This window comes from Amycolatopsis vastitatis, assembly GCF_002234595.1.
Lineage (GTDB): Bacteria > Actinomycetota > Actinomycetes > Mycobacteriales > Pseudonocardiaceae > Amycolatopsis > Amycolatopsis vastitatis.
This window is the reverse complement of sequence record NZ_NMUL01000007.1, coordinates 578,367-604,881: the sequence shown is the minus strand read 5'-3', so window position 1 is coordinate 604,881 and position 26,515 is coordinate 578,367. Positions and strand designations below refer to the sequence as shown.

The window sequence follows — 26,515 nt, the reverse complement described above, 5'->3', positions numbered from 1 at the left end:
CCGAGATCGCCGGTGAGCTGGCCACCCGCCTGAACCTCGACACCGGTGGCGACGTCGAAGAGCTGGCCAAGGCCCGGACCGCTTCGGCGATCGCCGAACTGGTCGGCGGCGAGCGCCCCAATGTGGCGTTCGGTGCGTCCAGCGCACCCAATGTGGCGTTCGGTGCGTCAGACGCAACCAACGCCACATTGGGGCGCTCGGAGCCGGGACCTGCCGAGCCCGCGCCGGTCATCGTCGCGCCGAAACGCCTGGTCATGGCCGAATGCGAGCTGGCTCTCGCCGAGACTCCCGACGTCGCCGGGCGGACGTTCCTGCTCCTCGGGCGCGGCCCGCTGGCCGAGGCCGTCCGGACCCGGCTCACCGGGCTGGGCGCGACCGCCGAGGTCGCCGACGACGTCCGCGCCGGGTTCGACGGGGTTCTCTTCCTGCCGGACGGCGGCCCGGTGCTGCCCGCCGCCTTCCCCCAGTACCAGGCCGCACTGGCGGCGACGCCCGCGTGGCTGCTGACCGCCGGGCCCGGCGAGGGCCTGCGCGGCTTCCACCGCAGCCTCGCCCGCGAGTACCCGGACACGCTCACCCGCGTGGTCGAACTGTCCCCCGCCGAAAGCCCCGAGGCGCGGGCAGCCGCGTTCGTCGCCGAGCTGTCCACTGTGGACCGCGAACCCGTCGTCGTGCGGGAAGGCGCCACCCGCAAGGGCTTCCGGATGACCGAGCAGGGGCTCGGCCTGCTCGGCAGCAGCGGCGCGGGCCCGGCCGGCGACGGCGCCGCCGAAGCGGCCGCGCTCGGCCTGGACCGCGACTCGGTCGTCCTGCTCGTCGGCGGCGCCAAGGGCATCACCGCCCGGTTCGCCGCCACCCTGGCCGGCACCGCCCGCTGCCGCATCGAACTCCTCGGCCGGACGCCGGTGCCCGCAGCGGACGACGAGTACCCCCAGGCGAGGGACGCGAAGGACCTCCGTGCCGCACTCATAAAAGCCGGGCTGAAGAGCCCCGCCGAGATCGAACGGACGATCCGCCGGATCCAGGGCGAACGCGAGGTCCGGCAGACCCTGGGCAAGCTCGAAGCCCTCGGCAGCCCGGCGCGCTACCAGTCGGTCGACATGCTCGACGCCGAAGCCGTGCACCGCGCGGTCAAGGAGATCCACGCCGAGCACGGCCGCCTCGACGGCATCGTCTACGCGGCCGGGGTGATCGAGGACAAGCTCGTCGCCGAAAAGACGCCGGAGTCGTTCGGCCGCGTGTACGGCACGAAGGTCGACGGCGCCCGTACCCTCCTGGAGGCGACCGCCGACCTGCCCGACGAGCCGAAGTTCGTCGTCCTGTTCGGCAGCATCGCCGCCACGCTCGGCAACCGCGGCCAATCGGACTACGCCGCCGCCAACGACGCCCTCGAGTCGCTGGGGCGCCGGTGGCCCGCCGGGCGCGCGGTGACCGTCCACTGGGGACCGTGGGCCCCGACCGGCGACCACGACGGCATGGTGACACCCGAGCTGATGCGGGACTACGCCCGCCGTGGCATCGCGCTGATCGATCCGGAAGAGGGCACCCTCGGCCTGCTGCGCGAGCTGGCGTGGGGCCGCCCGGAGACCGCCGCCGTCGTCCACACCGCTTCGGGCTGGTGACGCGGATGCCCGGCCCCGTGGCGATCGTCGGGATGTCGGTGCTGCTGCCCGGCGCCCCCGACCTGGCGGCCTACTGGCGCAACCTCGTCGGCGGCGTCGACGCGATCACCGAGGTCCCGCCGGAGAAGTGGGACGGGGAGCACTACGCGCCGGGGGAGCGGCGGGCCGACCGGGTCTACTGCCGGCGCGGCGGGTTCGTCGACGAACTGGCCGAAGTGGACGTCACCGGGTTCGGGATCATGCCGAACTCCGTGCCTGCCACCGAACCCGACCAGCTGATCGCGCTGCGGGTCGCCGCACAGGCCGTCGCGGACGCGGGCGGATTGGACCGCCTGCCCGCCGATCGCGCGAAGGTCGGCGTCGTCCTCGGCCGCGGCGGCTACCTGACGCCGGGGCTGGTCCGGCTCGACCAGCGCGTGCGCACCGCGAGCCAGCTCGTCCGCACCCTCGGCGAGCTGCTGCCCGACCTCGACCCGGCGCGGTTGGACGCCGTCCGCCAGGCCTTCACCGACCAGCTCGGCCCCGAGGCGCCGGAGTCCGCGATCGGGCTGGTGCCCAACCTGGCCGCGTCGCGGCTGGCCAACCGGCTCGACCTGCGCGGGCCCGCGTACACAGTGGACGCCGCGTGCGCGTCCTCGCTGATCGCCGTCGACCACGCCGTGCGCGAACTCGCCACCGGGCGCTGCGACGTCGTGCTCGCCGGCGGGGTGCACCACTGCCACGACATCACCTTCTGGAGCGTGTTCAACCAGCTCGGCGCGCTGTCGCCGTCCGAGCGCATCCGGCCCTTCCACCGGGACGCCGACGGCGTGCTGATCGGCGAAGGCACCGGCGTCGTCGTGCTCAAGCGCCTCGCCGACGCCCAGCGGGACGGCGACCGCGTCTACGCCGTGATCACCGGCACCGGCGTCGCCTCCGACGGGCGGACCGCGAGCCTGGCCAACCCGGACTCCGGGGGCCAGGTCCGGGCGGTCCGCCAGGCGTGGGCGGCGGCCGGCCTCGACCCGGCCGACCCGGACTCGCTCGGCCTCCTGGAGGCGCACGGCACGGCGACCCCGGCCGGCGACGCGGCCGAACTGGCCACGCTGGCGGAGGTGTTCGGAAGCGCGGGCTCCGCCGTGCTGGGCTCGGTCAAGTCGATGATCGGCCACACGATGCCCGCGGCCGGGATCGCCGGGCTCGTCAAGGCGGCACTGGCCGTGCACCACGGCGTCCTGCTGCCCACCCTGCACTGCGACGACCCGCACCCGGCGCTCGCGAAGACCCGGTTTTCCCCTTTGGACAGTGCACGGCCGTGGGACGGGCCGGTCCGCCGCGCCGGGGTCAACGCGTTCGGGTTCGGCGGGATCAACGCCCACGTCGTGCTGGAGCAGGCACCGGGCCACGCGAAGCCGGTCGTGGTGCGCGAGCCCGAACGCGTGCTGCGCCTCGCCGCGCGGTCGGTCGACGCGTTGCGTGAGCTGTTCGACCGGCCCAGCCACCACGAGATCGGCGACGGCCCGGTCCGGCTCGGCGTCGTCGACCCGACGGAGAAGCGGCTGGCCCTGGCGAGGAAGGCACTGGCCCGGGGCAAGCCGTGGCGCGGCCGCAACGACGTCTGGTTCGCCGACCGCCCCCTGCTCGGGCCGGGCGGCGGCAAGCTCGCCTTCGTCTTTCCCGGCCTGGAGTCGGAGCTCGCGCTCAACTGCGGCGACGTCGCCCGCCACTTCGGCCTGCCCTGGAAGCACGCCGACGTCGAAGTCGGCGACGTCGGGCGGCAGGGCGCCGCGGTGTTCGAGCTGGGCAGGCTGCTGCACGCCGCCCTCGGGCGGATCGGGGTCACACCGGACGCCGTCGCCGGGCACAGCCTGGGCGAATGGACGGCGATGGCGGTGGCCGGTGTGCACGCCGAAGCGGAGGTCGACGCCTTCCTCGCCGGGTTCGACCCGGACGCGCTCGTCGTCCCCGGGCTCGCCTTCGCCGCGATCGGCGCGCCCGCGCCCCGGGTGCTCGAGGAGCTGGCGGGCCGCACGGACGTCGTCCTGTCCCACGACAACTCCCCGAACCAGGCCATGGTCTGCGGCCCGGCCGCGGCGGTCGGCGCGCTCGTGGACCGGTTCCGGGAGGCGGGGATCGTCGCGCAGGTGCTGCCCTTCCGGTCCGGCTTCCACACCCCGATGCTGCGGCCCTACCTCGACCCGATCCGCGAAGCTGCCGGGCGCTTCACCCTGTACCCACCGAAGCTGCCGCTCTGGTCGGCGACCACGGTGGCGGAGTACCCGGCGGGCGAAGCCGAGGTCCGTGAGCTGTTCGTGCGCCACCTGCTGGAACCGGTCCGGTTCCGCCCGCTCGTGCGGGCCCTGCACGCCGCCGGGTTCCGCGCGTTCGTCCAGGTCGGTGCCGGGCAGCTCGGCTCCCTGGTCGGCGACACCCTGCACGGGGAGGAGCACCTCGTCGTGGCGGCGCACTCGGCGCACCGCCCCGGTCTCGCGCAGCTGCGCCGGGTCGCGACGGCGCTGTGGGCAGATGGGCTCGACGTGGATTTCGCCGGCCTGCCCGGCGCGCGCCCGGCGGCGCCCAAGGGGGTCAAGCTCGACCTCGGCGGCCGCCTGATCTCCCTGGACGAGCAGGTCCGCGCCCGCATCGCGCTGCCGGCCACCGGAAGGTCCACAGTGGACGAACTGGCCGGCAAGGGACCCCTCGCCGCGGAGTTCGCCGCGTTGCTGTCCGACGCCGCCGAGCTGGCGTCCACCGTGCTCGCCGGACCGGCGCGCCGCCTCCCGGCCCCGAAGGAGCTGGACACCACCCTGGAAGTCTCGGTCGAGGCGATGCCGTACCTGCTCGACCACTGCTTCTTCAAGCAGCCGCCGCAGGCCGACCCGGGCGACCGGTGGCCGGTCGTGCCGGCCACGACGGTGATCGACCACCTCATGCGTTTCGCCGAGCAGGCCGCGCCGGGCCACCGGGCGGTCGCGGTGCACGACGTCCGCCTCACCCAGTGGATCACGGCGGTCCCGCCGGTCACCGTGCCGGTGCGCGTCCGGCCGCACGCCCCCGGCCGGGTGCTCGCGGCCCTGACCGGCTACTCCCAGGCCGTCGTGGAGCTCGCCCCGGCGTACCCGGCCGCCGCGCCCGCGCCATGGCGGTTCCCGGTGTCGGCGGAGCAGGTCCCGGAAACCACGGCGGCCCAGCTCTACGACGACCGCTGGATGTTCCACGGCCCGCGCTTCCAGGGCGTCACCGAGCTGACCGCCGTCGGCGAACGGCACGTCCGCGCCGTGCTGACGACGCCGGCTGCGCCCGGCGCGCTGCTCGACAACGTCGGCCAGGTGCTCGGCTACTGGATCATGTCCCGGCTGGCGGAACGCACCACCGTCTTCCCGGTCGCCATGCGCGAGATCCGGTTCCACGGCCCGCACCCGGCGCCGGGGGAGCGGCTGGAGTGCCTGGTCCGGATCACCGCGCTGACCGAGGAGTTCCTCGACGCCGACATGCAGCTGGTCCGAGACGGGCACGTCTGGGCCGAGTTCACCGGCTGGCGGGACCGGCGGTTCGACAGCACCCCGCACATCCGGCAGGCCGACCGCACCCCCGAGCGCGCGACGCTGTCGCGGGAACAGCCGGGCGGCTGGGCGCTGGTGCACGAGCAGTGGCCCGACCTGGCCACCCGCGAGCTCATCATGCGCAACTACCTGGCCGGCCCGGAACGCGACGCCTACGAAGGCCGTCCGCCGCGCGGGCGCCGCCAGTGGCTGCTCGGCCGGATCGCGGCGAAGGACGCCGTCCGCCAGTTCCTCTGGGCCCGCGGCGAACCCGAGATGTTCCCGGCCGAACTGCGCATCGGCAACGACGGCGCCGGCCGTCCCTTCGTGACGGGCGCCTACGGCCGGGACCTGCCGCCGTTGACGATTTCCGTGGCCCACCGCGGGGAAGCGGGCGTGGCGATCGCGCGCCACGGGCCGTGCGGCATCGACGTCGAAGAGGTCGTGCCGCGTCGTGAGTCCACTGTGGACGCGGCGTTCGGCGCGGCCGAGCAGGCGTTGTTCGCGAGCCTGCCCGGGGATCCGGAGCGCTGGTTCGCCCGGTTCTGGGCCGCGAAGGAAGCCGTCGCGAAGCTGCGCGGCACCGGCCTGCGCGGCGAACCCCGGGACTTCGAGGTCGTCACGGCCACGCCGGAAGAGCTGACCGTCCGCGCCGCCGGACACCAGTACCGCGTGTGCTGCGCGGACGTCGAGAACCTGCCCGGCGCCCCAGCGCGCCGCTACGTCGTCGCCTGGACCGAAGAGACGAAGGAGATCGCCGGATGAGCATCGAGACCACGGCCGCGAACGAGGTGACCGTGCTCGCGCAGCTGGCCGGAATGCTGCGGGAGCTGCTCGAGGAGTACGGGCTCGACGCGGAAGACACGGGCGAGATCACCATGGACACCACGTTCCACGACGACCTCGAACTCGAGAGCGTCGACCTGGTGGCGCTGTCCGGACGGCTGCGCGAGCACTACGGCGACCGCGTCAACTTCGCGACCTTCATCGCCGAGCGCGACCTGGAGGAGATCATCGCGCTGACCGTCGGGGAGCTCGTCCGGTACATCGTCGGCTCGCTGCGGGCGACGGCGTGAGCCGGATCCGCGCGGGCGAGCTGGACGTCCACGTCCAGCGCCTGACCCCCGACGTGCCGCTGGACGGGGACGCGCCGATCGTCGTGTGCGTCCACGGCCTGCTCACCGACAGCCTCGCCAGCTACTACTTCACCCTCGGCCCGGCCTTCGCCGCGCGCGGGCTCGACGTGCTGATGTACGACCTGCGCGGGCACGGCCGCACGACACGGCCCTCGTCCGGCTACCACCTGGAGCGGTTCGTCGACGACCTCGTCGCGGTCCTCGACGCCTGCGACGTCACCCGGCCGGTGCACGTCGTCGGCAACTCGTTCGGTGCTTCGGTGGCGTTCGGGCTGGCCGCCGCCCGCCCCGACCGGGTGGCGAGCGTCGTCGTGCTCGAGGGCGAACCGCCGACCGAGGAGTGGACCCGGCACATGGCCGACGGGCTCGCCGACGCGAAGACCCGGCTGGCGATCGACGAGGTCATCGGCTGGATCGCCGACAACCACGGCGCGCACACCGCGCGGCTGTCCAAGGCCGCGAACCGGATCCTCCAGACCACCACGATCGCCGAGGACATCCCGCGCAGCGCGACGATCGCGGCGGACCTCTCGGCGGTGCGCTGCCCGGTGCTCGCGATCTTCGGCGGAGACTCGGGACTGTCCGCGCAGGTGGCGCACTTCGAGACGCACCTGGTGGCCGGCTGCCGCTGCGTCGTGCTGCCCGACCAGGGACACTCGGTCCTGGTCGAGCGGACCGCCGAGATCACCGAGCTGATCTTCGAATGGGTCCGCGACACCTCGCGCGAGCCGGCCCGGGTGCGGTAGTGGCCCGGTTCCTCTTCGTCGTCCCGCCGCTGGTCGGGCACGTCAACCCGGCCGTCGGCGTGGCGGCCGAGCTCACCGCCCGCGGCCACGAGGTCGCCTGGGCCGGGCACGACGAACTGCTGTGGCAGCTGGCCGGGCCCGCCGCCCTCGTGTTCTCGTGCGCCGTGCCGCCCGACCTGCCGGCGCGGCCGGGCGGGCTCAAGGGACCGGCCGCACTGAAGTTCCTTTGGGAGGACTTCCTCGTCCCGCTCGGCGACGCGATGGCGCCCGGAGTGGCCGCGGCATTGGACGCCTTCCAGCCGCACGTCGTCGTCGCCGACCAGCAGGCACTGGCCGGCGGCCTGCTCGCCGAAGCCGCCGGCCTGCCGTGGGTCACTTCGGCGACGACGTCGGCCGAACTGGTCGACCCGCTGGCCGGGATGCCGAAGGTCGCGGACTGGGTCGACGAGCTGGTGGCCGGGCTGCGGGCACGGATCGCGGGCGGCCGCGGCGAGGCCGACCCCCGGTTCTCCCCGCACGGCGTGCTCGCCTTCACGACCCGCGAACTGCTCGGCGCGGCCGAGCTGCCGCCCCGGGTCCGGCTCGTCGGCCCCGCCCTCGGCCCGCGTCCGTCCACAACGGACTTCCCGTGGGAGTGGCTCGACCCGCTCCGGCCGACCGTGCTGGTCTCCCTGGGCACGGCCAACACCGGCGCGGGCACGGAGTTCCTGGCGGCGACGGTGGAGGCGTTCGCCGGGCTGCCCGCGCGGGCGGTGATCGCCGACCCGGACGGCGTGCTCGGCGACGTCCCGCCGAACGTCCTGGTGCGGCCGCGCGTCCCGCAGCTGCCGCTGCTGGCACGCGTCGACGCGGTGCTGTGCCACGCGGGCCACAACACCGTCTGCGAAACGCTGTGGCACGGCCTGCCGCTCGTGGTGGCCCCGATCCGCGACGACCAGCCGATCGTGGCGGCCCAGGTGGTGGCGGCGGGCGCGGGCGTGCGGCTGCGCTTCGGCCGCGCGGACGCCCCGCGCATCGCGGCGGCGGTCGAGCAGGTGCTGACGGAACCGGCGTACCGCCGGGCGGCCGAGACCGTCGCGGCGTCGTTCCACGCGGCGGGCGGCAGTGCCGCGGCGGCGGGCTACCTCGAGCAGCTGGCGCTGGAAAACCTCGCCTACCTGTGAACCCGAAAGTCGAAATTTACTCTGAAAAAACAGGCGGATACGGTGCTGGACATGGCTGTTTCCGTGGAGGTCACCCAGGAAGTCCCCGAACTCGTCGCGTCGGCGGCGGCGCTGTTCGCCGAAGACGCCGGAACCCATGACCCGCTGATGGACCTCGGCTGGCCGGAACGCGAAGGAGCGGCGTACTACCAGGACCTCGTCGAGGACCACGACGCCCTTTGCCTGCTGGCGCGGACGGACGGCGGCGCGGCGGCAGGTTACTTGATCGGGCGGCTGCTGCCGGTCGGCCCGCTCCGCCCCGGCGTGGTCCGGGCGGTGCTGGAGAGCATGCGGGTCGCGGCCGAGCACCGGCGCGAAGGAGTGGGCGAAGCGCTGGTGGCCGCGTTCGTGGAGTGGGCCCGTGCACGTGGCGCGAACGAACTGTCCGTGCAGGCGTACGCGCGGAACGAGGGTGCATTGGCGTTCTACCGCGCACAGGGGTTCCGGCCGTTCGAGGTGAAGCTGGTCCGCGAGGCCTGAGCCGTGCGGTCCGGACCAACCCTGGTCACACTGATACGCATGGGCATCCTGGACGGCCGGGCGGTCGTCGTCACCGGGGCCGGGCGCGGGCTCGGGCGGGCGTTCGCGCGGCACGCCGCCGAGTCGGGCGCGGCGGTCGTGGTGAACGACATCGACGCGGAACCGGCCCGCTACACCGCGGCGGCCATCGAAGCGGACGGCGGTACCGCGCTGGCGAGCGTCGGCTCGGTGGCCGACGCCGGCTACGCCCGGTCGCTGATCACCTTGTGCCACAAGCACTTCGGCACGCTGGACGGCCTGGTCAACAACGCCGCCGTCGGCTACCACGCGCCGCCGTGGGAGGACGACGACGCCGAGCGGACGCGCGCCCTGATCGAGACCAACGTGCTCGGTCCGCTCCACTGTGGCACGGCGGCCGCGAAGATCATGTGCGCGCGGGGCAGCGGCGTCATCGTCAACGTGACGTCGGGCTCCATGATCGGGCAGCGCCGCGCCGCCGCCTATTCGGCGTCGAAGGGCGCGGTGGCGTCGATGACCTACTCGTGGGCCGGCGACCTGGCCGGGTGCGGGGTGCGCGTCAACGCCGTCAGCCCGATCGCCTGGACCCGGCTGATGGCCGCCGACCCGAACGGCAACCCCGCCGCGCCACCTCCCGAACGGGTGGCGCCGCTGGTGACCTACCTGCTCAGTGACCTCTCGGCGGGCATCACCGGGCAGGTGCTGCGGCTGGCGGACGGGCACCTGCACGCCGTCCGCCAGCCCGCGATCATCCGGCCGGTCCTGCACCAGGAGACTTGGACGGTCGAAGAGATCGCCGCGGCCGTCGACGGCGAACTCGTCCTCGAATCGCCGCCGCGGGACCGCTGGACCCTCTGAATCCCTGCCGGAACGGGTGGCTATCCACAGTGGACTCCACGCACCGGCCTGGCTGAAGGGTGCGGCCGGGTCAGCGGCGCCAGAAGTCGTGGGGGGTGCGGCCCGGGCGGAAGCCGCACGACTCCACCAAAGCCGCCGCCTCCGCGAAGCCGTGGCCGACCAGTCCCGGCTCGTGGGCGTCGCTGCCGAACGCCACCGCTTCGCCGCCCTCCTGGAACCACCACCGCACCACCTCGCCCGGCAGCGGCACCTTCGTGTTCACCTCCAGCGCCCGGCCGCTCGCCCGCAACGACCGCAGCACCGTGCGGAGCTCCTCCTCGAAGTCCGCCGCCACGAACGGCGGGCCCTCGCCCGGCCACGAGCGCAGCGCGTAGTCGATGTGCGCCAGCACCGCGAAGTCCGCTGTCGACTCGACGAGTCCCAGCACCTCTTCGAGGTAGGCCCGCAGCAGCTCGCCGGGCGGCCGGTCCGCGATCACCGTCAGCTCGTGGTGGTGCTCGCCGTCCGGCAGCGAATGCACCGAGCCGAGCACGCGGTCGAAGTCGTGGGCGGCGAGCAGCGCGTCGGCGCGCGGGCGGTGCCAGTGCGGCTCGCTCAGCTCCACCCCCGACAGGATCCGCAGCGAGGGAAACCGCGAGCGGCACTCCTCGACGCACGCCAGATAGCCGGAGACGTCGAGGTCCGGCGGCTCCAGGACGCCGTCCGGGCGCAGGCGGACCCGGAAGTGGTCCGGCAGCTGCGGCCGGACCGGCTCGGGGATCAGCCACGGCGTGAGGTCCGCGTGCTCGGTGAACGCCACCGACGGCAACCCCAGCTCGAGCGCCCGCTCGCACGAGCCGGTCATCGACCCGGTGACGGTGTCCCAGGACCACTCGGTGTGGACGTGACCGTCCGGCGGCAAGCTCACCAACCCACCGTAGCGGCGATTTTGGTCTACGGTCTGGGGCATGGCACAGAAGTCGGCGGCGGTGGAGCTGGAGGTCGGCCCGCACACCGTGCGGATCTCCAACCCGGACCGGGTGTACTTCCCGGCTCGCGGCGAGACGAAGCTCGACCTGGTCAACTACTACCTTTCGGTGGGCGACGGCATCGTCAACGCCCTGCGCGAACGGCCCTGCATGCTGCACCGCTTCCCATCCGGCGTGGCGGGGGAGAAGGTGCACCAGAAGCGCGTGCCGCACGGCGCGCCGCCGTGGCTGGAAACCGTCCGGGTCACCTTCCCGCGCTACAACAGGCACGCCGACGAACTGTGCGTCACCGAGCTGGCGCACGTCGCGTGGGCCGTGCAGATGTCCACAGTGGAGTTCCACCCGTGGAACTCCCGGCGCGCCGACACCGAAAAGCCCGACGAATGGCGCATCGACCTCGACCCGATGCCCGACTGCGGCTTCGACCGCGTCCGCCGCGTCGCGCACGTCGCCCACGAGATCCTCGACGAGCTCGGCGCGGTCGGCTGGCCGAAGACCTCCGGTGGCCGCGGCCTGCACATCTACGTCCGGATCGAACCCCGCTGGGGCTTCTCCGACGTCCGGCGCGCGGCGCTGGCCTTCGCCCACGAAGTCGAACGGCGCGCCCCGGACGACGTCACCACCACCTGGTGGCGCAAGGACCGCGACCCGCGTCTGCTCTTCGTCGACTACAACCAGAACGCGCGCGACCACACGATCGCCAGCGCCTACTCGGTCCGCGGGAACCCCGAGGGCACGGTGTCGACGCCCATTCGCTGGGCGGAGATCGACGACGTCGAGCCGGGCGACTGCACGATCGCGACCGTCCCCGCCCGGTTCGCCGAGCTGGGTGACCTCCACGCGGGGATCGACGACGCCGTGTTCTCCCTGGACCCGCTGCTGGAGTGGGCCGACCGCGACGGCGTCGAGGAACCACCCGACCCCGGCTGACGTATTTTCCCGCCGCCACGACGCTCTGTCCGGGGTGAAGATCGTGCTGTGCGGCCTGGATCCGGCCGCGTGGAGCCTGCTCGCCCTGCAGGTGGTCCTCGAGCGCGCGGGCCACGACCTGCGCGCGCTGGGTGCGCGGCCGCCGATCGAGGTGATCCTCGGCGCCTGCCGTCGTGAGCGGCCCGGCTGCCTGCTGCTGTCCACCGCGCTCGGCGCCGACGGCACGCCGGTGCTCCGCCGCGTGCGCGCCGGCCTCGCGCCGGCCAGGCTGCCGGTGGTGCTCGCCGGCCGGCTGGGCGGCACCCGCGACGAACTCCTGGCCCGGGGTTTCGACGAGGTCTTCCCGGTCGCCGCCACGGACCCCGGGGCAGCCGTGGCGGCGTTGCGGGCCTACCTCGCTCAGGCGGTCGTAGGTGGTAAGGCGGGTGAGAACCCGCCTTACCACCCACGACGCGTCAGTCCAGGCGTTCGATGATCGTCGCGTTCGCGAGGCCGCCCGCTTCGCACATCGTCTGCAGGCCGTAGCGGCCGCCGGTCTGCTCCAGCACCGAAAGCAGCGTCGTCAGCAGCCGGGCGCCGCTGCCGCCGAGCGGGTGGCCGAGGGCGATCGCGCCGCCGTTGACGTTGACCTTGGCCAGGTCGGCGCCGATCTCGGCCTGCCACGCGAGCACCACGCTGGCGAACGCTTCGTTGACCTCGAACGCGTCGATGTCCGACACCTCGAGGCCCGCGCGGGCGAGGACCTTCCGGGTGGCCGGGATGACGCCGGTGAGCATGTACAGCGGGTCGTCGCCGGCGACGGCGAAGCTGTGGATCCGGGCCCGCGGCTTCAGGCCCAGAGCCGCGGCCGTTTCGCTGCTGGTGATCAGCACCGCCGCCGCGCCGTCGTTGATCGGCGAGGAGTTGCCCGCGGTGACGTGCCAGCCGAGCTGGGGGAACCGCTGCTCCCAGACGTCGGCGCGGAACGCGGGCTTCAGCCCGGCGAGGATCTCCGGCGTGGTGCCCGGCCGGACCGTCTCGTCGGTCGTGACGTCGACGAGCACGCCGTCGGGTCCGGGCGCCTTGAGCGGGGCCACTTCGGCGGCGAACTTCCCGCCGGCCCAGGCCTTCGCCGCGCGCTGGTGGCTTTCGGCCGAGAACTCGTCCAGCCGGTCCCTGCCGAAGCCCCACTTCGCGGCGATCAGCTCCGCGCTGATGCCCTGCGGGACGAGCCCGTCCGGGTAGCGGGCGGCGACCCGCGGGCCGAACGGGTCGCGGCCGGCCGCCTGGCTGCCCATCGGTACCCGGCTCATCGACTCGACGCCGGAGGCGATCACGACGTCGTAGGCGCCGGCGATGACGCCCTGCGCGGCGAAGTGGACGGCCTGCTGGCTGCTGCCGCACTGGCGGTCGACGGTCACCGCGGGCACCGACTCCGGCAGCCCGGCGGCCAGTGCCGCCCACCGGGCGGTGTTCATGCTCTGCTCGCCGACCTGGCCGACCGCGCCGCTGATGACGTCGTCGATCCGGCCCGGGTCGATCCCGGTGCGTTCGACGAGCGAGCGCAGGGCGTGGGCGTGCAGGTCGACCGGGTGCACCCCGGAAAGGGTGCCGTTCGGCTTGCCCTTGCCGATGGGGGTCCGTACGGCGTCGACGATCACCGCGTCCGTCATGGCGTCTGCCTCCTCGCAGATCGGGGATGACTTCGGTATACGCCGTGTGAGTTGGATTCCACAACTCACTTGTCTGTCCGGTCACAGGGCATTGACGTGCTAGGTTGGATTTTCAACCCGTGGAGGTGGCATGGTCCGGCGTGGTCGCGAATGCTCGGTCACCGAGGCGCTGGAAGTCGTCGGCGAGCGGTGGAGCCTGCTGGCGCTGCGCGAGATCATGCTCGGGGAGCGGCGGTTCAACCAGATCGCCGAGAACACCGGCGCCAGCCGCGACATTCTCGCCGCGCGGCTGCGCAAGCTCGTCGACGCGGGTGTCCTCGAGAAGGTCCAGTACGAAGCCCATCCGCCGCGTCACGAGTACTACCCGACCGAAGCCGGCCGCGCGCTGCAGCCGATCCTGCTGAGCCTGATGGCCTGGGGCGACAAGTACGTCCACCAGGGCGAACCACCCACCCTGTGGCGCCACACGTGTGGTGAGGTACTGGAGCCGGTCACCGTGTGCGCGCACTGCGGCGACCCGGTCGACGCCCCGGGCGTCCGCGCGATCCGCCTCGGAGCCGTGCGCTGACCCCCTGCCTCGGCGGCCACCGCCGTGCCAGGATGGCGCCCGGAGGTGGTCGACGTGCGGATCCTCGTCACGGGCGGGACCGGCCAGCTGGGGAGCGCCGTCGTGGCGCGGCTGCGGGCGGCGGGCGAGGAGGTCCGCGTGCTGAGCCGCCGCGCTGCGCCGGACGTCGTCCGCGGTGACCTGCGGACCGGGCGTGGCATCGACAGCGCGGTCGCCGGCACCGACGTCGTCGTCCACTGCGCCACCGACTACTTCGGGCGCGAAGCCGGGATGGCGCGCACGCTGGTCGAGGCGGCGCGCTGGGCGGGTGGCCCGCACCTGGTGTACGTCTCGATCGTCGGCGTCGACCGCGTCCCGCTCGGCTACTACCGGGCCAAGCACGAGACCGAACAGGTCTTCGCCGCTTCCGGCCTGCCGTACACGATCCAGCGCGCGACCCAGTTCCACGCGCTGGTCCGGACGCTGTTCGCGGGCGCGTCCCGGCTGCCGGTGCTGCCCGTGCCGCGGATCTCCTTCCAGCCCGTCGACGTCCGTGACGTCGCGGAGCGGCTGGCGGACCTGGCTCTCGGCGACCCGGCCGGCCGGGCGGACGACTTCGGCGGCCCCGAGATCCTGGCGGCCGCGGAGCTGGCCCAGGCGGTCGCCGAGGCGGGCGGTCGGCGCCGCCGGATCGTCCCGCTGAGCGTGCCGGGGGAGACGTTCCGGGCCTACGCGGACGGCGGGCACCTGACGCCGGGCCACCGCGACGGCAAGATCACCTTCGCCCGGTACCTGGCCGAGCAGGGCGACGCGGGCGTGCTGCGCTACCGGAAGCGGTGACGTTCGGCGGCGGTCACGGTCCGGACAAGTTGAGGCACCTCCTCCGGAAACTGGTGTAGCGTTCAACCACTTTCCCCGAGTCGGAGGTGTCCGTGAACGTCGTCCTGTGGGTCGCGGCGGGTGTGCTCGCCGCGCTTTACCTGATCGCCGGCGGGGTGAAGCTCGCGACGCCGCGCGAGAAGCTGCTGGAGAACCCGAACATGGGCTGGACGGCGGACTTCCCGGAAGCGGCGGTGAAGGCCATCGGCGCGGTCGAAATCCTCGGCGCGGCCGGGCTGATCCTCCCGCGGGCCCTGGACATCGCCCCGGTGCTGACCCCGCTGGCCGCCACCGGGCTGGCCGTCGTCCAGGCCGGGGCGATCGTCGTGCACGCGCGGCGCAAGGAGACGAAGGCACTGCCGATGAACGTCGTGCTGCTGGTGCTGGCGGTGTTCGTGGCGGCAGGCCGGTTCGCGGGCTAATACCCTGGAGGCTTCCGGCACCGGGAGAGGCACGATGATCCGCTGGGCGACGTTCGACTGTTTCGGCACGCTGGTGGACTGGCGGCACGGCATCACCACGGGGATCGAGCTGCTGTTCCCCGGCCGCGGCGCCGGGTTGCTGGAGGTCTACAACCGGTTCGAGCCGCAGGTTCAGGCCGAGAAGCCGGTCCGGCGGTACCGCGAAGTGCTCGCCGAGACCCTGCGGCGGACCGCGGCCGAAGCCGGGCTGGAGCTGGGCGCCGACGACGCGTCCGTGCTCGGCACCGGACTGCCGTACTGGCCGGTCTTCCCCGACACCCGGGCCGCCCTCACCCGCTTGCGCGCGGCGGGCTGGCGGCTCGCCTTGCTCACCAACTGCGACCGGGACCTCATCGGCGAGACCCAGCGGCGGCTGGCCGTGCCCATCGACGCGATCGTGACCGCTGAGGACGTCGGCGGGTACAAGCCCGGCCACGGCCACTTCCGGCGGTTCGCCGATTCCTTCGAGGCCACCGCCGCGAACTGGGTGCACGTCGCCCAGAGCCACTTCCACGACATGGTGCCGGCCCGGGCGCTGGGCATCCCGCGGGTGTGGGTCAACCGGCACGCCGAGCCGCACGACCCGGCGGTGGCCGACGCGGTTCTGCCCGGTCTGGACGACCTGCTCCCGGTCGTCGAGCGGGTCCACGCCGGCGCCCGCTGAACCGCCGTCACGGATGGCGCAGTTCGACCCGGTGGGGCGAGAACAACGCCGCCCACAACGCCCGCCGCGGCTTCGACGGCGCCCGGCCCTCCTCGGCCCGCATCGCGGCCGCCTGTGAGGGCCGGCCCGCCCGGTATTCCATCTCCACCAGGACCCAGTCGTGAATCCAGTCGCCGCGCATGTTCGCTCCCTCATCTCGCCGGACTGTGAAACCCACGATCGTCCTGAGGTCTGCCCGACCGCATCGGGTGAACACGCACTCCGGCCCGGTGCGGGCCCTTACCCCCGGACGTTCGTTATCGTGGCGGGGTGGCCGCGACGACGTTCCTGTTCGTGCCCGGCGACCGGCCCGACCGCTTCGGCAAGGCCGCGGCCGCCGGCGCCGACGTCGTGATCCTCGACCTGGAAGACGCCGTCGCCCCCGCCGCCAAGGACTCCGCGCGCGCCGCCGCCGGGGACTGGCTCGAGCGGCACGACGCGATGGTCCGCATCAACCCGCCGGGCACCCCGTGGTTCGAAGCCGACGCCGCGCTGGTGGCCGCGCGCGGCGTCCCGGTGGTCGTGCCGAAGGCGGAGAACCCCGGAATGCTCGCCGGGTTTCGCGAAGTGGTGGCCCTCGTCGAGACGGCCCGGGGCGTCGAACGTGCCGGTGAACTGGCCGCCGTGGCGTCGGTGACGCGGCTGGCGTTCGGCCACGTCGACCTGGCGGCGGAGCTCGGCGTCGCGCCGGAAGACCGCGAGCCGTTCGCCTACGCGCGCTCACGGCTGGTGATCGCGTCGGCCGCCGCCGGGATCGCGCCGCCGGTGGACGGCGTCACCACGGACCTGCGTGACGACGCACGGCTCGAAGCCGACGTCCGGTACGCGCGCCGCCTCGGCTTCGGCGGCAAGCTCTGCGTCCACCCGCGGCAGGTGGCACCGGTCCGGGCCGGCTTCGCGCCGACCGGAGCCGAACTGGACTGGGCGCGCCGGGTCGTGACGGCGGGCGATGCGGTGTCCCTTGTGGACGGCCGGATGGTGGACAAGCCGGTGCTGGCCAGGGCCCGGCGCATCCTCGGCGAGTGAAAGGCAGGGGAACTGTGGGCGGCAAGCAACAGCAGGTGGCGTTGCGCCGGCTCAAGCCGGGTGACGACGAGTTCTGCTTCCAGCTGCACCGCAGCGCGCTCGGCGAGTACGTCGACGCGATCTGGGGCTGGGACGAGCCGGCGCAGCGCGCCTACCACGAGACGCACTTCGACGCGGCGCACACACAGATCATCACCGTCGACGGCCACGACGCCGGAGCGCTGACCGTCCTCGACGGCGGCACCGAAGCCGTCCTCGGCCTGATCGAGCTCGACCCGGTGTACCAGTGCCGCGGCATCGGCGGGCACGTCGTCAAGGCGCTGGTCGCCGAAGCGGCGTCGCGCGGCCAAGACGTCGTGCTCGAAGTCCTCGACGTCAACACGCGCGCGAAGGCGTTCTACGAACGGCTGGGCTTCGTCGAGGCAGGCCGCCCGCGCGAGCACAAGATCGCCCTGCGCTACACGGCGCCCTGACGCCGCAACGCCTCCGCGTCGAACCCGAACTCCGCCAGCACCGCGTCGGTGTGCTCGCCCAGCGCGGGAACGGGATCCATCCGCGGCGCCCGGCCGGGGACGGTGATCGGCGGCAGCGTGGCCTGGACCGGTCCCGCGGGCGTAGAGACTTCGGCGAAGCGGTCACGCGCGGTGAGCTGTGGGTGCTCCAGCACGTCGGGCAGCTCCCGGCGGCGCGCGTGGGCGATCCGGCCCGCCGTCAGCCGGGCTTCCAGCTTGGCGCCGGTCAGCGTGGCGAAGACGGCGTCGATCTCGCGTTCGAGCTCGGCCCGGTGCACGACGCGGGCGCTGCCGGTGGCGAACCGCTCGTCGGTGACCCAGTCCGGCCGTTCGACGGCGTGCTCGCAGAACGCCGCCCACTCCCGGTCGTTCTGCACGGCCAGCACGAGCTCGGTCCCGTCGCCCGCGGTGAAGGTGCCGTAGGGCGCGATCGCGGGGTGGCTGGTGCCGGTCCGCGGTGGCGGCGTCCCGCCGTAACCGGCGTAGTAGAGCGGGAACCCCATCCATTCGACCAGCGAGTCGAACAGGCTGACCTCGAGCGCGGTGCCGCGCCCGGTGCGTTCCCGGTCGTACAGCGCGGAAAGGATGCCGGAGAAGGCGTACATCCCGGCACCGATGTCCGCGGCCGGGATGCCGCTCTTGGCCGGCTCGTCCGCCGAACCGGTCACCGAGACCAGGCCGGCCTCCGACTGGATGAGCAGGTCGTACGCCTTCGCGTCGCGGTAGGGGCCGGTCGAGCCGTAACCGGACACCGAGCAGGTGATCAGCCGTGGCCGCGACGAGCGGATCGGGGCCGCGCCGAGCCCGAGCCGTTCCGCGACGCCGGGCGCGAAGTTCTGCACGAACACGTCGGCGCGGTCCAGCAGCGCGGCCATGACACCGGCCGCGGCGCCGCTCTTGAGGTCGAGGGTGACGCTTTCCTTGGAGCGGTTGAGCCAGACGAAGTGGCTGGACTGCCCGTGCACGGTTTCGTCGTACGCGCGGGCGAAGTCGCCGCTGCCGGGCCGTTCGATCTTGAGCACGCGAGCCCCGAGGTCGGCCAGGTGCCGGGTGGCCAGCGGCGCGGCGACCGCCTGTTCGCAGGACACGACGGTGACGCCGTCGAGGGGCAAGGAGAGCATGGCCGCATCCTGCCCTACTCCACCTTCGTCGCCAGATCCCCGGGTTCCGCGGCCACGATCTGCTCGACCACCGACCTGAGTTCCCCGGGTTTCTGCAGTCCCGGACTGCCGGCGGTGGTGATCACGGTTTGCGCGACCTTGCTCTGCTGGATCTTCCCCGCGATCTGGTTGGCGCTTTCGGCGATCGCCGCGGCGCCGATGATGACACCCATCCAGGTGATCAAAGTGGGCCTGATCTCGGCCAGTGCCGGCAGCGGAGCCGGGAATGTGGCCGTGCCGAGGAAGAGCACGACGATCGGCACCGAGGCCGCGGCCCGGATCGTGTCGAAGAGCACGAGCCCGACCACGAAGGACGCCAATGCCGTCCCGCCGACCGCGAGCGCGTACTTGAGGATCGGGGTCACCGTGATGAATCCGGTGTTGGTCCCGACGATCAGAAACCCCAGGAGCGAACAGAATCCGAGGAGGGAGAGCGCGCCCACGACGGTGATCTTGTCAGTCTTCGAGGAACGACGATTCAGGAAAGCCAGCCCGGAACCGGCCGCCGCGAGAACGAACAGGACGCCTGCGACGATCCAGATACCGATGCTCACGGTGGCCGGCTTGGCCTCCGGAAGCAGCAGGACCACCGCCCAGAACACGACGGTCAGCAGAACGGCGCCGCCGACCGTGCCGGTCAGTATGAGGTCGGACGGGCTGTGGTCCGCGCTCTTCTTCGATTCGGCCGCCGATAGGTGCGGCTGCCGGTCAGGCTCTGATCGTTGCGGCAATTCACCTGCGCTCATCACGGTCACCTTTTCTCGGTTTCGCGCTTTTGCCTGGATTCGAAAAACCGCGGCGGGCTGCTACGGGACGGACCAAGCCGCAACGCTTCGGTGATCACACCGACATCCGCGCTGGCCGGCGCGGTCCCGGCCACCCGGGTGACCGGGCCTGCACGACGACGCGTGAGTCCGCCCGTCCATTGGTGCGATCGGCTGAACGTTGTAACGCGTTCCCGCCGACGGGCGACTGACCGGCCGTCAGCATCGCGTTCTTCGAGGGCGGTGGGGGTTGTGGAGGTGACCCGTCATCGCGCCGTCGTAGTCGTCCTGGCCGGTTTCGTGGTGGCGCTCGGCGCGGCCGCGGTCCTTCTCAAGGTGCGCGACGGTGCGCACCCGGTGGCCGACGTCCTGCTGACGTCGTTGTCCGGCACGGCTTTCGTGGCCGCCGGGCTGATCGCCGACCGGCGGGCGCCGTCGAACCGGAGCGGTCTGCTGATGGTCCTCGTGGGACTCGGGCTGTTCGCCGAGGATCTTCAGCTGTCGACGAACGCCGTCGTGTTCACAGCCGGGCTGCTCCTCGCGCACGCGTCGGCCCCCCTGGTCGTCCACCTCATGGCCAGTTTCCCGGCGGGACGGCTGGACGGCCGGTTCGCGCGCGGAACCGTCGTCGGCGCCTACGTGGTGGGTTTCGGTGTCTCGGCCGCGGGAGTGCCGTTCGTGGACTGGGCGGCGCGGTTCCCCGGCAAGCCGGAGAACCTCCTTCTGGTCGTGGACGCGCCCGCGGTCGGCGACGCCGTCGGCAGGATGCTGGAGCTGGCGGGTGCCGTCGTCGGCGTCGCCCTTCTCGTCCTGCTGGCCCGGCGGCTCGCTGCCCGGACGGCCGGCGTGCGCTGGCCACTCGGGCTTGTCGTCGCGGTCGCGCTGGCCGGCGCGGCGCTGTCCGCCGTCGCCAGTCTGCTCGGCTCGGGGCACCCCGCCCATGCCGTGGTCCTGACCTGCTACAAGATCGTCTTCTGTCTGTGGCCGGTGACGTTCGCGGTGGGTGTCGTCGGGCTGGCGCCGCGCGTGGGCGGCGTCGCGGATCTGCTCGCCGCCCTCCGCCAGCCCTGTTCACCGGCGGAGCTGTGCGTCCTGCTGGGCCGCGTCCTGCGTGATCCGTCCCTGCGGCTGGTCGGCTGGCATGCGCCGTCGCCGAACCCCGGTCCCCCGGACACCGGCGACCGCGCGGGGCCGGGGGAGCGGACGGTGGTCCTGGCCGAATGCGCGGGCAGGCCGATCGCCGCGGTCCTCAGCCGCGACACGACGTGGGACGACCCACGGGTGATCCGGGCCGCGGGGACGGTCGTCGGGATGGTCGCCGACCGGCTGCGCCTGCACGAGGAGATCGAAGGGCAGCTCGCCGAGTTCCGCCGGTCCCGGGTGCGGCTGGTCGAGCTCGCCGACGCCGAGCGCCGCCGGGTGGAGCGTGACCTGCACGACGGCGCCCAGCAGCGGCTCGTGGCCGTGGCGATCGGGTTGCGGCTGGCGCGGCAGCGGCTCGAAGGGCACGTCGAGCCCGCGCTGGCCCAGCTGCTGGCCGCCGGCGCCGAAGGCCTCGAGACGGCCATCGGCGAGCTGCGTGACCTGGCCCGGGGTATCCACCCCGCGGTCCTCACCCAGGCCGGGCTGGTGCCCGCCGTGACCTCGCTGGCCGAACGCTGCCCGGTGCCGGCGTCGGTGTCCGCGGCGGAACTGCCCCGGCTTCCGGCGGCGGTGGAGGCGACCGCCTACTTCGTCGTCGCCGAAGCGATCACGAACGTGCTCAAGCACGCGGGCGCGACGCGGATCGGGGTCTGCCTCGCCGCCGATGCCGGCCGGCTGACCGTCTCCGTGCGAGACGACGGCGCCGGCTGCGGAACCCCGTGCGGCGGGTCCGGTTTGGACGGTCTGGCCGAACGCGTCCGCGCGCTCGACGGGCGGCTGGAGATCCACGGCGGACGGGGTGCGGGCACCACCGTGCGGGCCGAGATCCCCGTGGACGCGGCGGCACCGGAGGAGGTCACACACTGATGTTCAGCTGGTCTTCGACGTCGGCGATCGGGTTCGCCAGCGCGTAGGTGGGTGCGGCGGGGTCGTTGTCCCAGTCGCCCGAGGCGTACAGCAGCCCGGCGATGCGGTTGTCCGGGTCGAGCAGGACCGAGCCGGAGTCGCCGCTCTCCAGGAACGTGATCGACTGCGGGAAGTCGACGTGGACCTGGATCTGGCCGGTCATGTACCGCAGGATGTCCGCGGGCCGGTCCGGCGGGAAGCCGGGGACGAGCGGCGGCGGCGCCACCGGAGGCAGGTCGGGGTAGGGCACCTTGTGGGAACCGTTGGTGCCCGAGACCCAGCCGTGGGTCAGGCCGGTCGTCCTGCCTCGCTTGTGGACGATGTCGCCCGGGACGAGCAGGTAGTTCGGTCCCGCCGTCGCGCCGAGCTCGGCGATCTCCTGCGCCGCGTCGACGTCGATCGCGCAGAGGGCGGCGTCGACCCGCCCGGACTTGGTGGTTTCGGGGAACGCCCAGTTCGACAGCACGCCGAGGTGGTCACCGTCGTGCCGGGCGCCGAAGAAGGTCTCCGGCTGCAGGATCTCCTGGCCCTGCGCCCGGTTCAGGTCGCCGCACAGCACGTGGTGGTTGCCGAGCCCGTACCAGCCCGGCTCGATGCGGTGCCGGACGACGGCACCGAGCGTCCCGGACGAGCCGCCGGCGCGGCCGGCGTGCAGCCACCGTTCGTTCATCACCGAGACGCCGCCGACGACCGGGCGGTACATCGCGGTGTCGGGCAGCCCGGCGGGCCGGAACGAACGTTGCAGGACGACGATGGGAAACCCCTGGGCGTCGCCGGGGAGCTCGGGTACCGCGCCGAGGTCCTGCACGAAGACCCGGACGACGAGATCGTCGGCGTCCGGCTGCTCCTCGTCGCGGACGCCGACGTCGATCCCGGTGACCTCGGGCAGGGCGAACACGACGGCTTCGACCGCTTCCTTGGCCGCGATCAGCTCGGGCGGTGGTGTCATCGTCGCTCCTCGTCCCCGGTCTCGCGTGCGCCTGGAGGCCAGGATCCCGGCCGGGAGGTCCCGTCGTCATCAGGGCAGGCACCGATGTGCCCGGCCGGGCGAGGCCGCACCATCGCGTGATGGCCCTGCGTGTGCTGATAGTCGACGACGACCCGGGCTTCCGCCGGATCGCGCGCGGGGTGCTCGAGGCCGGGGAGATCGACGTCGTCGGCGAGGCCGGAACCGGTGCCGACGCGGTGGCCATCGCCCGGTCGCTGCGTCCCGACGGCGTGCTGCTGGACGTGCAGCTCCCGGACACCGACGGATTCACCGTGGCCCGCGCCCTGTCCGGGCTCGGCATCCCGGCCGTGCTGTGCTCCGTGCGCGACTATCCGGACGGCGCCGCCGTACTCCCGAAAGAGCGGTTGTCGGCCGACGAACTCCGGCGGTTCTTCGGCGGAAAGTCCCGCTGACCCACGGTAACGCGGCGAGCCCGCCGCGCGAGTCACGGTATGTCGGCTGTCGTGCGAGGGCGGTGGGTCATGAGCGGGTTCAGTGTCGTGCTGGCCGATGACGCCGTCCTCTTCCGGGAAGCGGTGGCCGAGGTGCTGCGGACCGCGGGCTTCGACATCCGCGCCCAGGTGGGTGATGCGGCCGCGCTTCACAGCGCGGTCGGGCGGGTGCGGCCGGACCTCGCGGTCGTCGACATCCGGTTGCCGCCGACCCACGAGCTCGAGGGCCTGCGCGCCGCCGTCGAAATCCGGCGCGACCACCCCGGTGTCGGAGTCCTCGTGCTGTCCCAGCACGTCGAGACCCGGCTGGTCGGCATGCTCGTCGGCGGGTCCGCTCGCGGCGTCGGCTACCTGCTGAAGGAGCGGGTCTGCGGGATCGGCGCCTTCGTCGACGCGGCACGGGACGTGGCTGCGGGCGGCTGCCGGCTCGACCCGGAGATCGCCCGGCTGCTGACCCGGCCCGGCGACGGCCGGCTCGCCCGGCTCAGCGAGCGTGAGCACCAGATCCTGTCGCTGATCGCGGAAGGGCGGTCCAACCAGGCGATCTGCGAACGGCTGGTGCTGACGAAGAAGACCGTGGAGACGCACGTCCGCCACATCCTGCTGCGCCTGGACCTGCAGCCGGAGCCCGCGGACCACCGCCGTGTCCTGGCGGTGCTGGAGTACCTGCGCGCACAGGGCTAGCCCTGATGACAGCCGGCGGCCGCCGCCCGCATGATCGCCGGACGACCGGCGCGGTGGAGGGAGCCTGGCATGGAGTTCGCGTCGCCGCGGTTCCAGGGCGACCAGCACCTGCTCGACATCCTGAACGACCCCTGATCCACCATCCCGACCTGGGCGTGTTCCTCGTCCGGCAGCCGATCCTCGGCACCTACTTCACCCGGTTCCACACCTTCGGCGCGCCACTCGCCGACGAGCACGACATCGACGGCGCGACCCGCGGCGTCGACTTCCAGTCCGGCGAGATCCAGGTCGACGTCGCGAGCGGGACGGTCTCGACCAGTGCGCAGGCCGTGCGCGACGGCTACACGACCAGCGAAACCCCCGCGTTCGCCGCCATCGAGTTCTACGCCCTGTGAGGCTTCACGCCCGCGGAAGCCATTCCGCGGGCAACGGCACCAGGTCGACGAACGGCGAGCGCTCGTTCAGCTCCGGCGTCACGACGTCCTGGGTGGCGCCGGGCAGGTCGATCTCCCGGACGCGCAGGCGCAGCGGACCCGCGCCGCCGAGCCGGGACAGGTCGACCGTGGTCGTGACGCCGTCGGTGGCGGTGAGGCCCTGGACCGGGACCCACCCCGGGACCTCGGGGCCGCCGCCGAGCAGGATCAGGTCGTGCTCCCCGGCCGCGGGGACGTGCTCTTCGACCACCACGTCGAGGCCGGTCCGCGGTTCGGGCATGGTGCCGGACAGCTCGACCCGGGCGACGTCGCCTTCCTTCGTGACGGCCAACGTCCGGTCCGGCAGCACGGGAACCAGGTCCGTGACGACCACTGTGGACAGTTCGAGGCCGCGGAGGCTCTCCGGCTGGTACCGGGCGACGGCGAGCTGGACGAACGGGTTGTACGACGGCGCGGGCAAGGTGAGCTCGACGTCGGCGAACCAGCGGTCGCCCGCCTCGGTCACCGCGAATCCGACGGCGCGCACCCGCGCGGGGATTTCTGGGAGGAAGACTTCGTCGGCGTGGCCGGCGAACCAGTCCGCGGCCGGGAACAGGGGAAGTTCCGGCGAGGCGAAGAGCGGGTCGCGGCCGATACGCGTCACGAGCCCGGAGTGTTCTTCCGGCGGTTCCTCGATCGCCGTGACGACGGCGAGCTGTTCGCCGTCGCCGGTCTCGAACCACGGCCGGGCCAGCTCGATCCGCAGCAGGCCGCCGTGGCGGACGTGCGAGATCCGGCCGGCGGCCGTGGTGCGTTCCCACCGGAACGCCGGCCGCGCCGCGAGCACCACCGGTGCCGGCGGCCGGGCGCTCGACACGATCGACACGGGTTGCTGGGCCTTGGTCACGCGGAACGCCGCGTCGGGTTCGGCGGGGCCGTAGAACTCACGGAACCGGCTGACGGCGGTGAGGGTGTAGGTGACCACCCGGTGCCTGGTGTCCCCGAAGGAATGCCGCATCGGCGAGAAAGCCGGCTCGCCGCGGGCGATCGGCTCGGTGTGCAGGCGGTCGACGGTGACCTGCTCGACACCCGAATCCGAGCGGACGGTCCACTGGGCCGCGACGTCCAGGGCGACCGTGCTGTCGGTGTTCAAGCCCTCCCCGGTGAACCGCGGGCTCAGCACGGCCGTGGTGTCGTTCTCGTCGCGGGAGATCGCGTCCGGCGGCAGGCGCCACTGCGGTTCGGCCAGCGGACGGCGCACCGCGTGCACGAGGTGGACGACCCGCGGCGGCGAGAGCAGGGGGTGACCGCCGTTCTGGGCCTCGACGAGGGACACGTCCGGGACGTCGGCGCGGGCGAGCCAGTCGAACATCGCGAAGTGGTCGATGTAGCCGTCGCGGATGGTCGACGAAAGCGCGATCCGCACCTGCTCGGCCTGGGCCAGCCGGACCACGAGCCGGTCTCCCGCCCACTGCAGGGAAATCGGGTCGTCGGCCGGTCCCTCGACGAGCTCGATCGCCTTGTCCGCCTGCTCGGGCCAGTCCGGTGCCCAGGCCGACCGCTCGCTCAGCGGTTCCGCCACCCCGCCCGGCTCGGCGGCCAGGACGGCGTTGACGCCGTTCACCGCCGGGTCGGGCAGCCCGCGCTCGGCGGCGTCGCCGGTCTCGGAGAACACGGTCAGTGCCCGTTCGGCCCAGTTCCGGGTCCGTTCGTCCTCGGGGTGGTCGAATTCGCCGTGCTGCTCGGCGATCGCGAACGTCGTCTGCGGCGGAAGCAGCTCGCGCCGGTCGGTCGCCGGGTAGCCGGGGTCGGCGGCCGAGGTCTCCGCGACACTCTTGCCGAAGTCGCTGCGGATGACGAGCCGGTCGACGGCCGCGCCGGCGGCGAACTGCGCCCCTGCCTGGAGGACGGGGGCCGCGAGGGGTTCGTGCCGCAGGTAGAGGATGGTCTCGGTGGTGTCGGCGCTGGTGCTCTGGTGCTCGGTGCCCAGACCGCCCCCGGCGAGGTCGGCGATCCGCGCGCGCATGCTGTAGCGGCGGGAGAAACGCAGTGGCGGAAGGCTTGCGGGCCGCAGGCGGTAACTCCATTCGAACTCGTACGGCAGCTCGACGCCGGGCTTGCGCGCGGCGCCCGCGGTGTTGTCGAGGAGGTTGGGCCGCGGGACGGCCAGGCTCCAGCCGTCCCAGCGCACGACGACCTGGTCCGCGCGCAGGGTCCGGTCCGGGTCCCGGATCGCGGCGTTGGCCTTCACGTGGCCTTCTTCGTCGTGGAAGCCCTCGTCGTCGATCGCCTCGGCCGAGGCGATCGGCAGGCCGTTGACGCCGTAGCGGGCCTGCCGGGCGCACAGCGGATGCCAGTGGGGATCGTCGCCCATGCGGACGTCCACGCGATAGCCGAGGACGAGGTCCTCGGCGTGGAACTCCGCGTCCGCGGCGGATTCGAGGCGGGCGTTCGCGGCGGCCGTGGCGACCCGCCCGGCGAAGTCGTCCGCCCGGCCCGGCCGGACGAGCATCAGCCCGCCGGTCCTGATGTGCGGCAGCGCGGGCGCGTCGCCGGTGTCGCTTTCGCGGGCGGACTTCGCCGCGTCCCGGAGCCTGCCGACGATCCCGTCGACGTCGAAGGTGGACACCGCCCAGCGCGGCGGGGGCGGCGGCTCGTCCGGCGGCGAAGGCGGCGCGACGATCGCCGAAGCCCGGCCGAGGTTGAGCAGGCCCGCGCGGATGTCCGCGGCCGCGCCGGGCGAC

At 73.2% G+C, this 26,515-nt stretch carries 25 protein-coding genes; 19 read left to right on the top strand and 6 right to left on the bottom strand.

Annotated elements, in window-relative coordinates:
- From CF165_RS10005 to CF165_RS09975, 7 genes are all read left to right on the top strand, one after another.
- Window positions 1-1,622, top strand: a 1,622-nt coding sequence (locus tag CF165_RS10005; protein ID WP_143268528.1) for an SDR family NAD(P)-dependent oxidoreductase, incomplete at its 5' end; no start/stop codon positions are given.
- A gap of 5 nt (window positions 1,623-1,627) precedes the next feature.
- On the top strand, window positions 1,628-5,908 hold the full coding sequence (locus CF165_RS10000) for a type I polyketide synthase (protein WP_093947187.1): 4,281 nt from the start codon (window positions 1,628-1,630) through the stop codon (window positions 5,906-5,908).
- Window positions 5,905-6,219, top strand: coding sequence for an acyl carrier protein (locus tag CF165_RS09995; RefSeq protein WP_093947142.1), 315 nt, complete (start codon window positions 5,905-5,907; stop codon window positions 6,217-6,219). The genes CF165_RS10000 and CF165_RS09995 overlap by 4 nt, the downstream gene beginning before the upstream one ends.
- Window positions 6,216-7,025 carry an alpha/beta fold hydrolase gene (locus tag CF165_RS09990; RefSeq protein WP_093947141.1) on the top strand — a complete coding sequence of 270 codons (810 nt, stop codon included), beginning with the start codon at window positions 6,216-6,218 and terminating at the stop codon, window positions 7,023-7,025. Before CF165_RS09995 ends, CF165_RS09990 begins: the two co-directional genes overlap by 4 nt.
- Window positions 7,025-8,188: a glycosyltransferase gene (locus CF165_RS09985; RefSeq protein ID WP_093947140.1), complete on the top strand. Its 1,164-nt coding sequence runs from the start codon at window positions 7,025-7,027 to the stop codon at window positions 8,186-8,188. The genes CF165_RS09990 and CF165_RS09985 overlap by 1 nt, the downstream gene beginning before the upstream one ends.
- A 51-nt stretch (window positions 8,189-8,239) precedes the next feature.
- A complete protein-coding gene (locus CF165_RS09980; RefSeq protein WP_093947186.1) occupies window positions 8,240-8,707 on the top strand; it encodes a GNAT family N-acetyltransferase in 468 nt (155 codons plus the stop codon).
- Between the two features lie 39 nt (window positions 8,708-8,746).
- Complete coding sequence (locus tag CF165_RS09975; protein WP_093947139.1) at window positions 8,747-9,583, top strand: SDR family NAD(P)-dependent oxidoreductase; 837 nt, start codon at window positions 8,747-8,749, stop codon at window positions 9,581-9,583.
- A gap of 70 nt (window positions 9,584-9,653) precedes the next feature.
- On the opposite strand, the gene CF165_RS09970 is transcribed toward CF165_RS09975, so the two are convergent.
- A complete protein-coding gene (locus CF165_RS09970) occupies window positions 9,654-10,490 on the bottom strand; it encodes a PHP domain-containing protein (RefSeq protein WP_093947138.1) in 837 nt (278 codons plus the stop codon).
- Window positions 10,491-10,530: 40 nt separating this feature from the next.
- On the opposite strand from CF165_RS09970, the gene ligD reads away from it, so the two are divergent.
- Both ligD and CF165_RS09960 read left to right on the top strand, forming a co-directional pair.
- Window positions 10,531-11,481: a non-homologous end-joining DNA ligase gene (gene ligD / locus CF165_RS09965; protein ID WP_093947137.1), complete on the top strand. Its 951-nt coding sequence runs from the start codon at window positions 10,531-10,533 to the stop codon at window positions 11,479-11,481.
- A 34-nt stretch (window positions 11,482-11,515) separates the two neighbouring features.
- Window positions 11,516-11,956, top strand: a complete 441-nt coding sequence (locus tag CF165_RS09960) for a hypothetical protein (RefSeq protein WP_093947136.1) — start codon at window positions 11,516-11,518, stop codon at window positions 11,954-11,956.
- Here the strand turns inward: CF165_RS09960 and CF165_RS09955 are convergent.
- Complete coding sequence (locus tag CF165_RS09955) at window positions 11,937-13,133, bottom strand: thiolase family protein (RefSeq protein WP_093947135.1); 1,197 nt, start codon at window positions 13,131-13,133, stop codon at window positions 11,937-11,939. The two genes, CF165_RS09960 and CF165_RS09955, sit on opposite strands and share 20 nt — an antisense overlap.
- A 130-nt stretch (window positions 13,134-13,263) precedes the next feature.
- On the opposite strand from CF165_RS09955, the gene CF165_RS09950 reads away from it, so the two are divergent.
- From CF165_RS09950 to CF165_RS09935, 4 genes are all read left to right on the top strand, one after another.
- Complete coding sequence (locus tag CF165_RS09950) at window positions 13,264-13,701, top strand: winged helix-turn-helix transcriptional regulator (protein ID WP_093947134.1); 438 nt, start codon at window positions 13,264-13,266, stop codon at window positions 13,699-13,701.
- 45 nt (window positions 13,702-13,746) lie between these two features.
- Window positions 13,747-14,520 carry an SDR family oxidoreductase gene (locus CF165_RS09945; protein WP_093947133.1) on the top strand — a complete coding sequence of 258 codons (774 nt, stop codon included), beginning with the start codon at window positions 13,747-13,749 and terminating at the stop codon, window positions 14,518-14,520.
- A gap of 92 nt (window positions 14,521-14,612) precedes the next feature.
- Entirely contained in the window at window positions 14,613-14,981 is a 369-nt protein-coding gene (locus CF165_RS09940; protein ID WP_093947185.1) for a DoxX family protein, read from the top strand.
- Window positions 14,982-15,015: 34 nt separating this feature from the next.
- Window positions 15,016-15,684 carry an HAD family hydrolase gene (locus tag CF165_RS09935; RefSeq protein ID WP_093947132.1) on the top strand — a complete coding sequence of 223 codons (669 nt, stop codon included), beginning with the start codon at window positions 15,016-15,018 and terminating at the stop codon, window positions 15,682-15,684.
- A 7-nt stretch (window positions 15,685-15,691) separates the two neighbouring features.
- On the opposite strand, the gene CF165_RS51715 is transcribed toward CF165_RS09935, so the two are convergent.
- Complete coding sequence (locus tag CF165_RS51715) at window positions 15,692-15,865, bottom strand: hypothetical protein (RefSeq protein WP_167441399.1); 174 nt, start codon at window positions 15,863-15,865, stop codon at window positions 15,692-15,694.
- Between the two features lie 128 nt (window positions 15,866-15,993).
- Here CF165_RS51715 and CF165_RS09930 point away from each other — a divergent pair, with 128 nt between their 5' ends.
- Window positions 15,994-16,749: an HpcH/HpaI aldolase/citrate lyase family protein gene (locus tag CF165_RS09930; RefSeq protein ID WP_093947131.1), complete on the top strand. Its 756-nt coding sequence runs from the start codon at window positions 15,994-15,996 to the stop codon at window positions 16,747-16,749.
- Window positions 16,746-17,222, top strand: coding sequence for a GNAT family N-acetyltransferase (locus CF165_RS09925; protein ID WP_240521516.1), 477 nt, complete (start codon window positions 16,746-16,748; stop codon window positions 17,220-17,222). The genes CF165_RS09930 and CF165_RS09925 overlap by 4 nt, the downstream gene beginning before the upstream one ends.
- Here CF165_RS09925 and CF165_RS09920 read toward each other — a convergent pair.
- Both CF165_RS09920 and CF165_RS09915 read right to left on the bottom strand, forming a co-directional pair.
- Window positions 17,207-18,382, bottom strand: coding sequence for a CaiB/BaiF CoA transferase family protein (locus CF165_RS09920; protein ID WP_093947129.1), 1,176 nt, complete (start codon window positions 18,380-18,382; stop codon window positions 17,207-17,209). The genes CF165_RS09925 and CF165_RS09920 overlap by 16 nt on opposite strands.
- 14 nt (window positions 18,383-18,396) lie before the next feature.
- Complete coding sequence (locus CF165_RS09915) at window positions 18,397-19,167, bottom strand: hypothetical protein (RefSeq protein WP_143268526.1); 771 nt, start codon at window positions 19,165-19,167, stop codon at window positions 18,397-18,399.
- A gap of 276 nt (window positions 19,168-19,443) precedes the next feature.
- Here CF165_RS09915 and CF165_RS09910 point away from each other — a divergent pair, with 276 nt between their 5' ends.
- Window positions 19,444-21,195 carry a sensor histidine kinase gene (locus CF165_RS09910; RefSeq protein ID WP_143268524.1) on the top strand — a complete coding sequence of 584 codons (1,752 nt, stop codon included), beginning with the start codon at window positions 19,444-19,446 and terminating at the stop codon, window positions 21,193-21,195.
- Here the strand turns inward: CF165_RS09910 and CF165_RS09905 are convergent.
- Window positions 21,185-22,183, bottom strand: a complete 999-nt coding sequence (locus CF165_RS09905; RefSeq protein ID WP_093947126.1) for a hypothetical protein — start codon at window positions 22,181-22,183, stop codon at window positions 21,185-21,187. The genes CF165_RS09910 and CF165_RS09905 overlap by 11 nt on opposite strands.
- A gap of 119 nt (window positions 22,184-22,302) precedes the next feature.
- Between CF165_RS09905 and CF165_RS53390 the strand changes: the two genes are divergently transcribed.
- From CF165_RS53390 to CF165_RS09890, 3 genes are all read left to right on the top strand, one after another.
- Window positions 22,303-22,635 (top strand): LytR/AlgR family response regulator transcription factor, encoded by a 333-nt coding sequence (locus CF165_RS53390; RefSeq protein WP_093947125.1) that lies wholly within the window; start codon window positions 22,303-22,305, stop codon window positions 22,633-22,635.
- A gap of 69 nt (window positions 22,636-22,704) precedes the next feature.
- A complete protein-coding gene (locus CF165_RS09895) occupies window positions 22,705-23,358 on the top strand; it encodes a LuxR C-terminal-related transcriptional regulator (protein ID WP_093947124.1) in 654 nt (217 codons plus the stop codon).
- 155 nt (window positions 23,359-23,513) lie between these two features.
- Complete coding sequence (locus CF165_RS09890; RefSeq protein ID WP_093947123.1) at window positions 23,514-23,753, top strand: hypothetical protein; 240 nt, start codon at window positions 23,514-23,516, stop codon at window positions 23,751-23,753.
- Window positions 23,754-26,515: the final 2,762 nt, after the last annotated feature.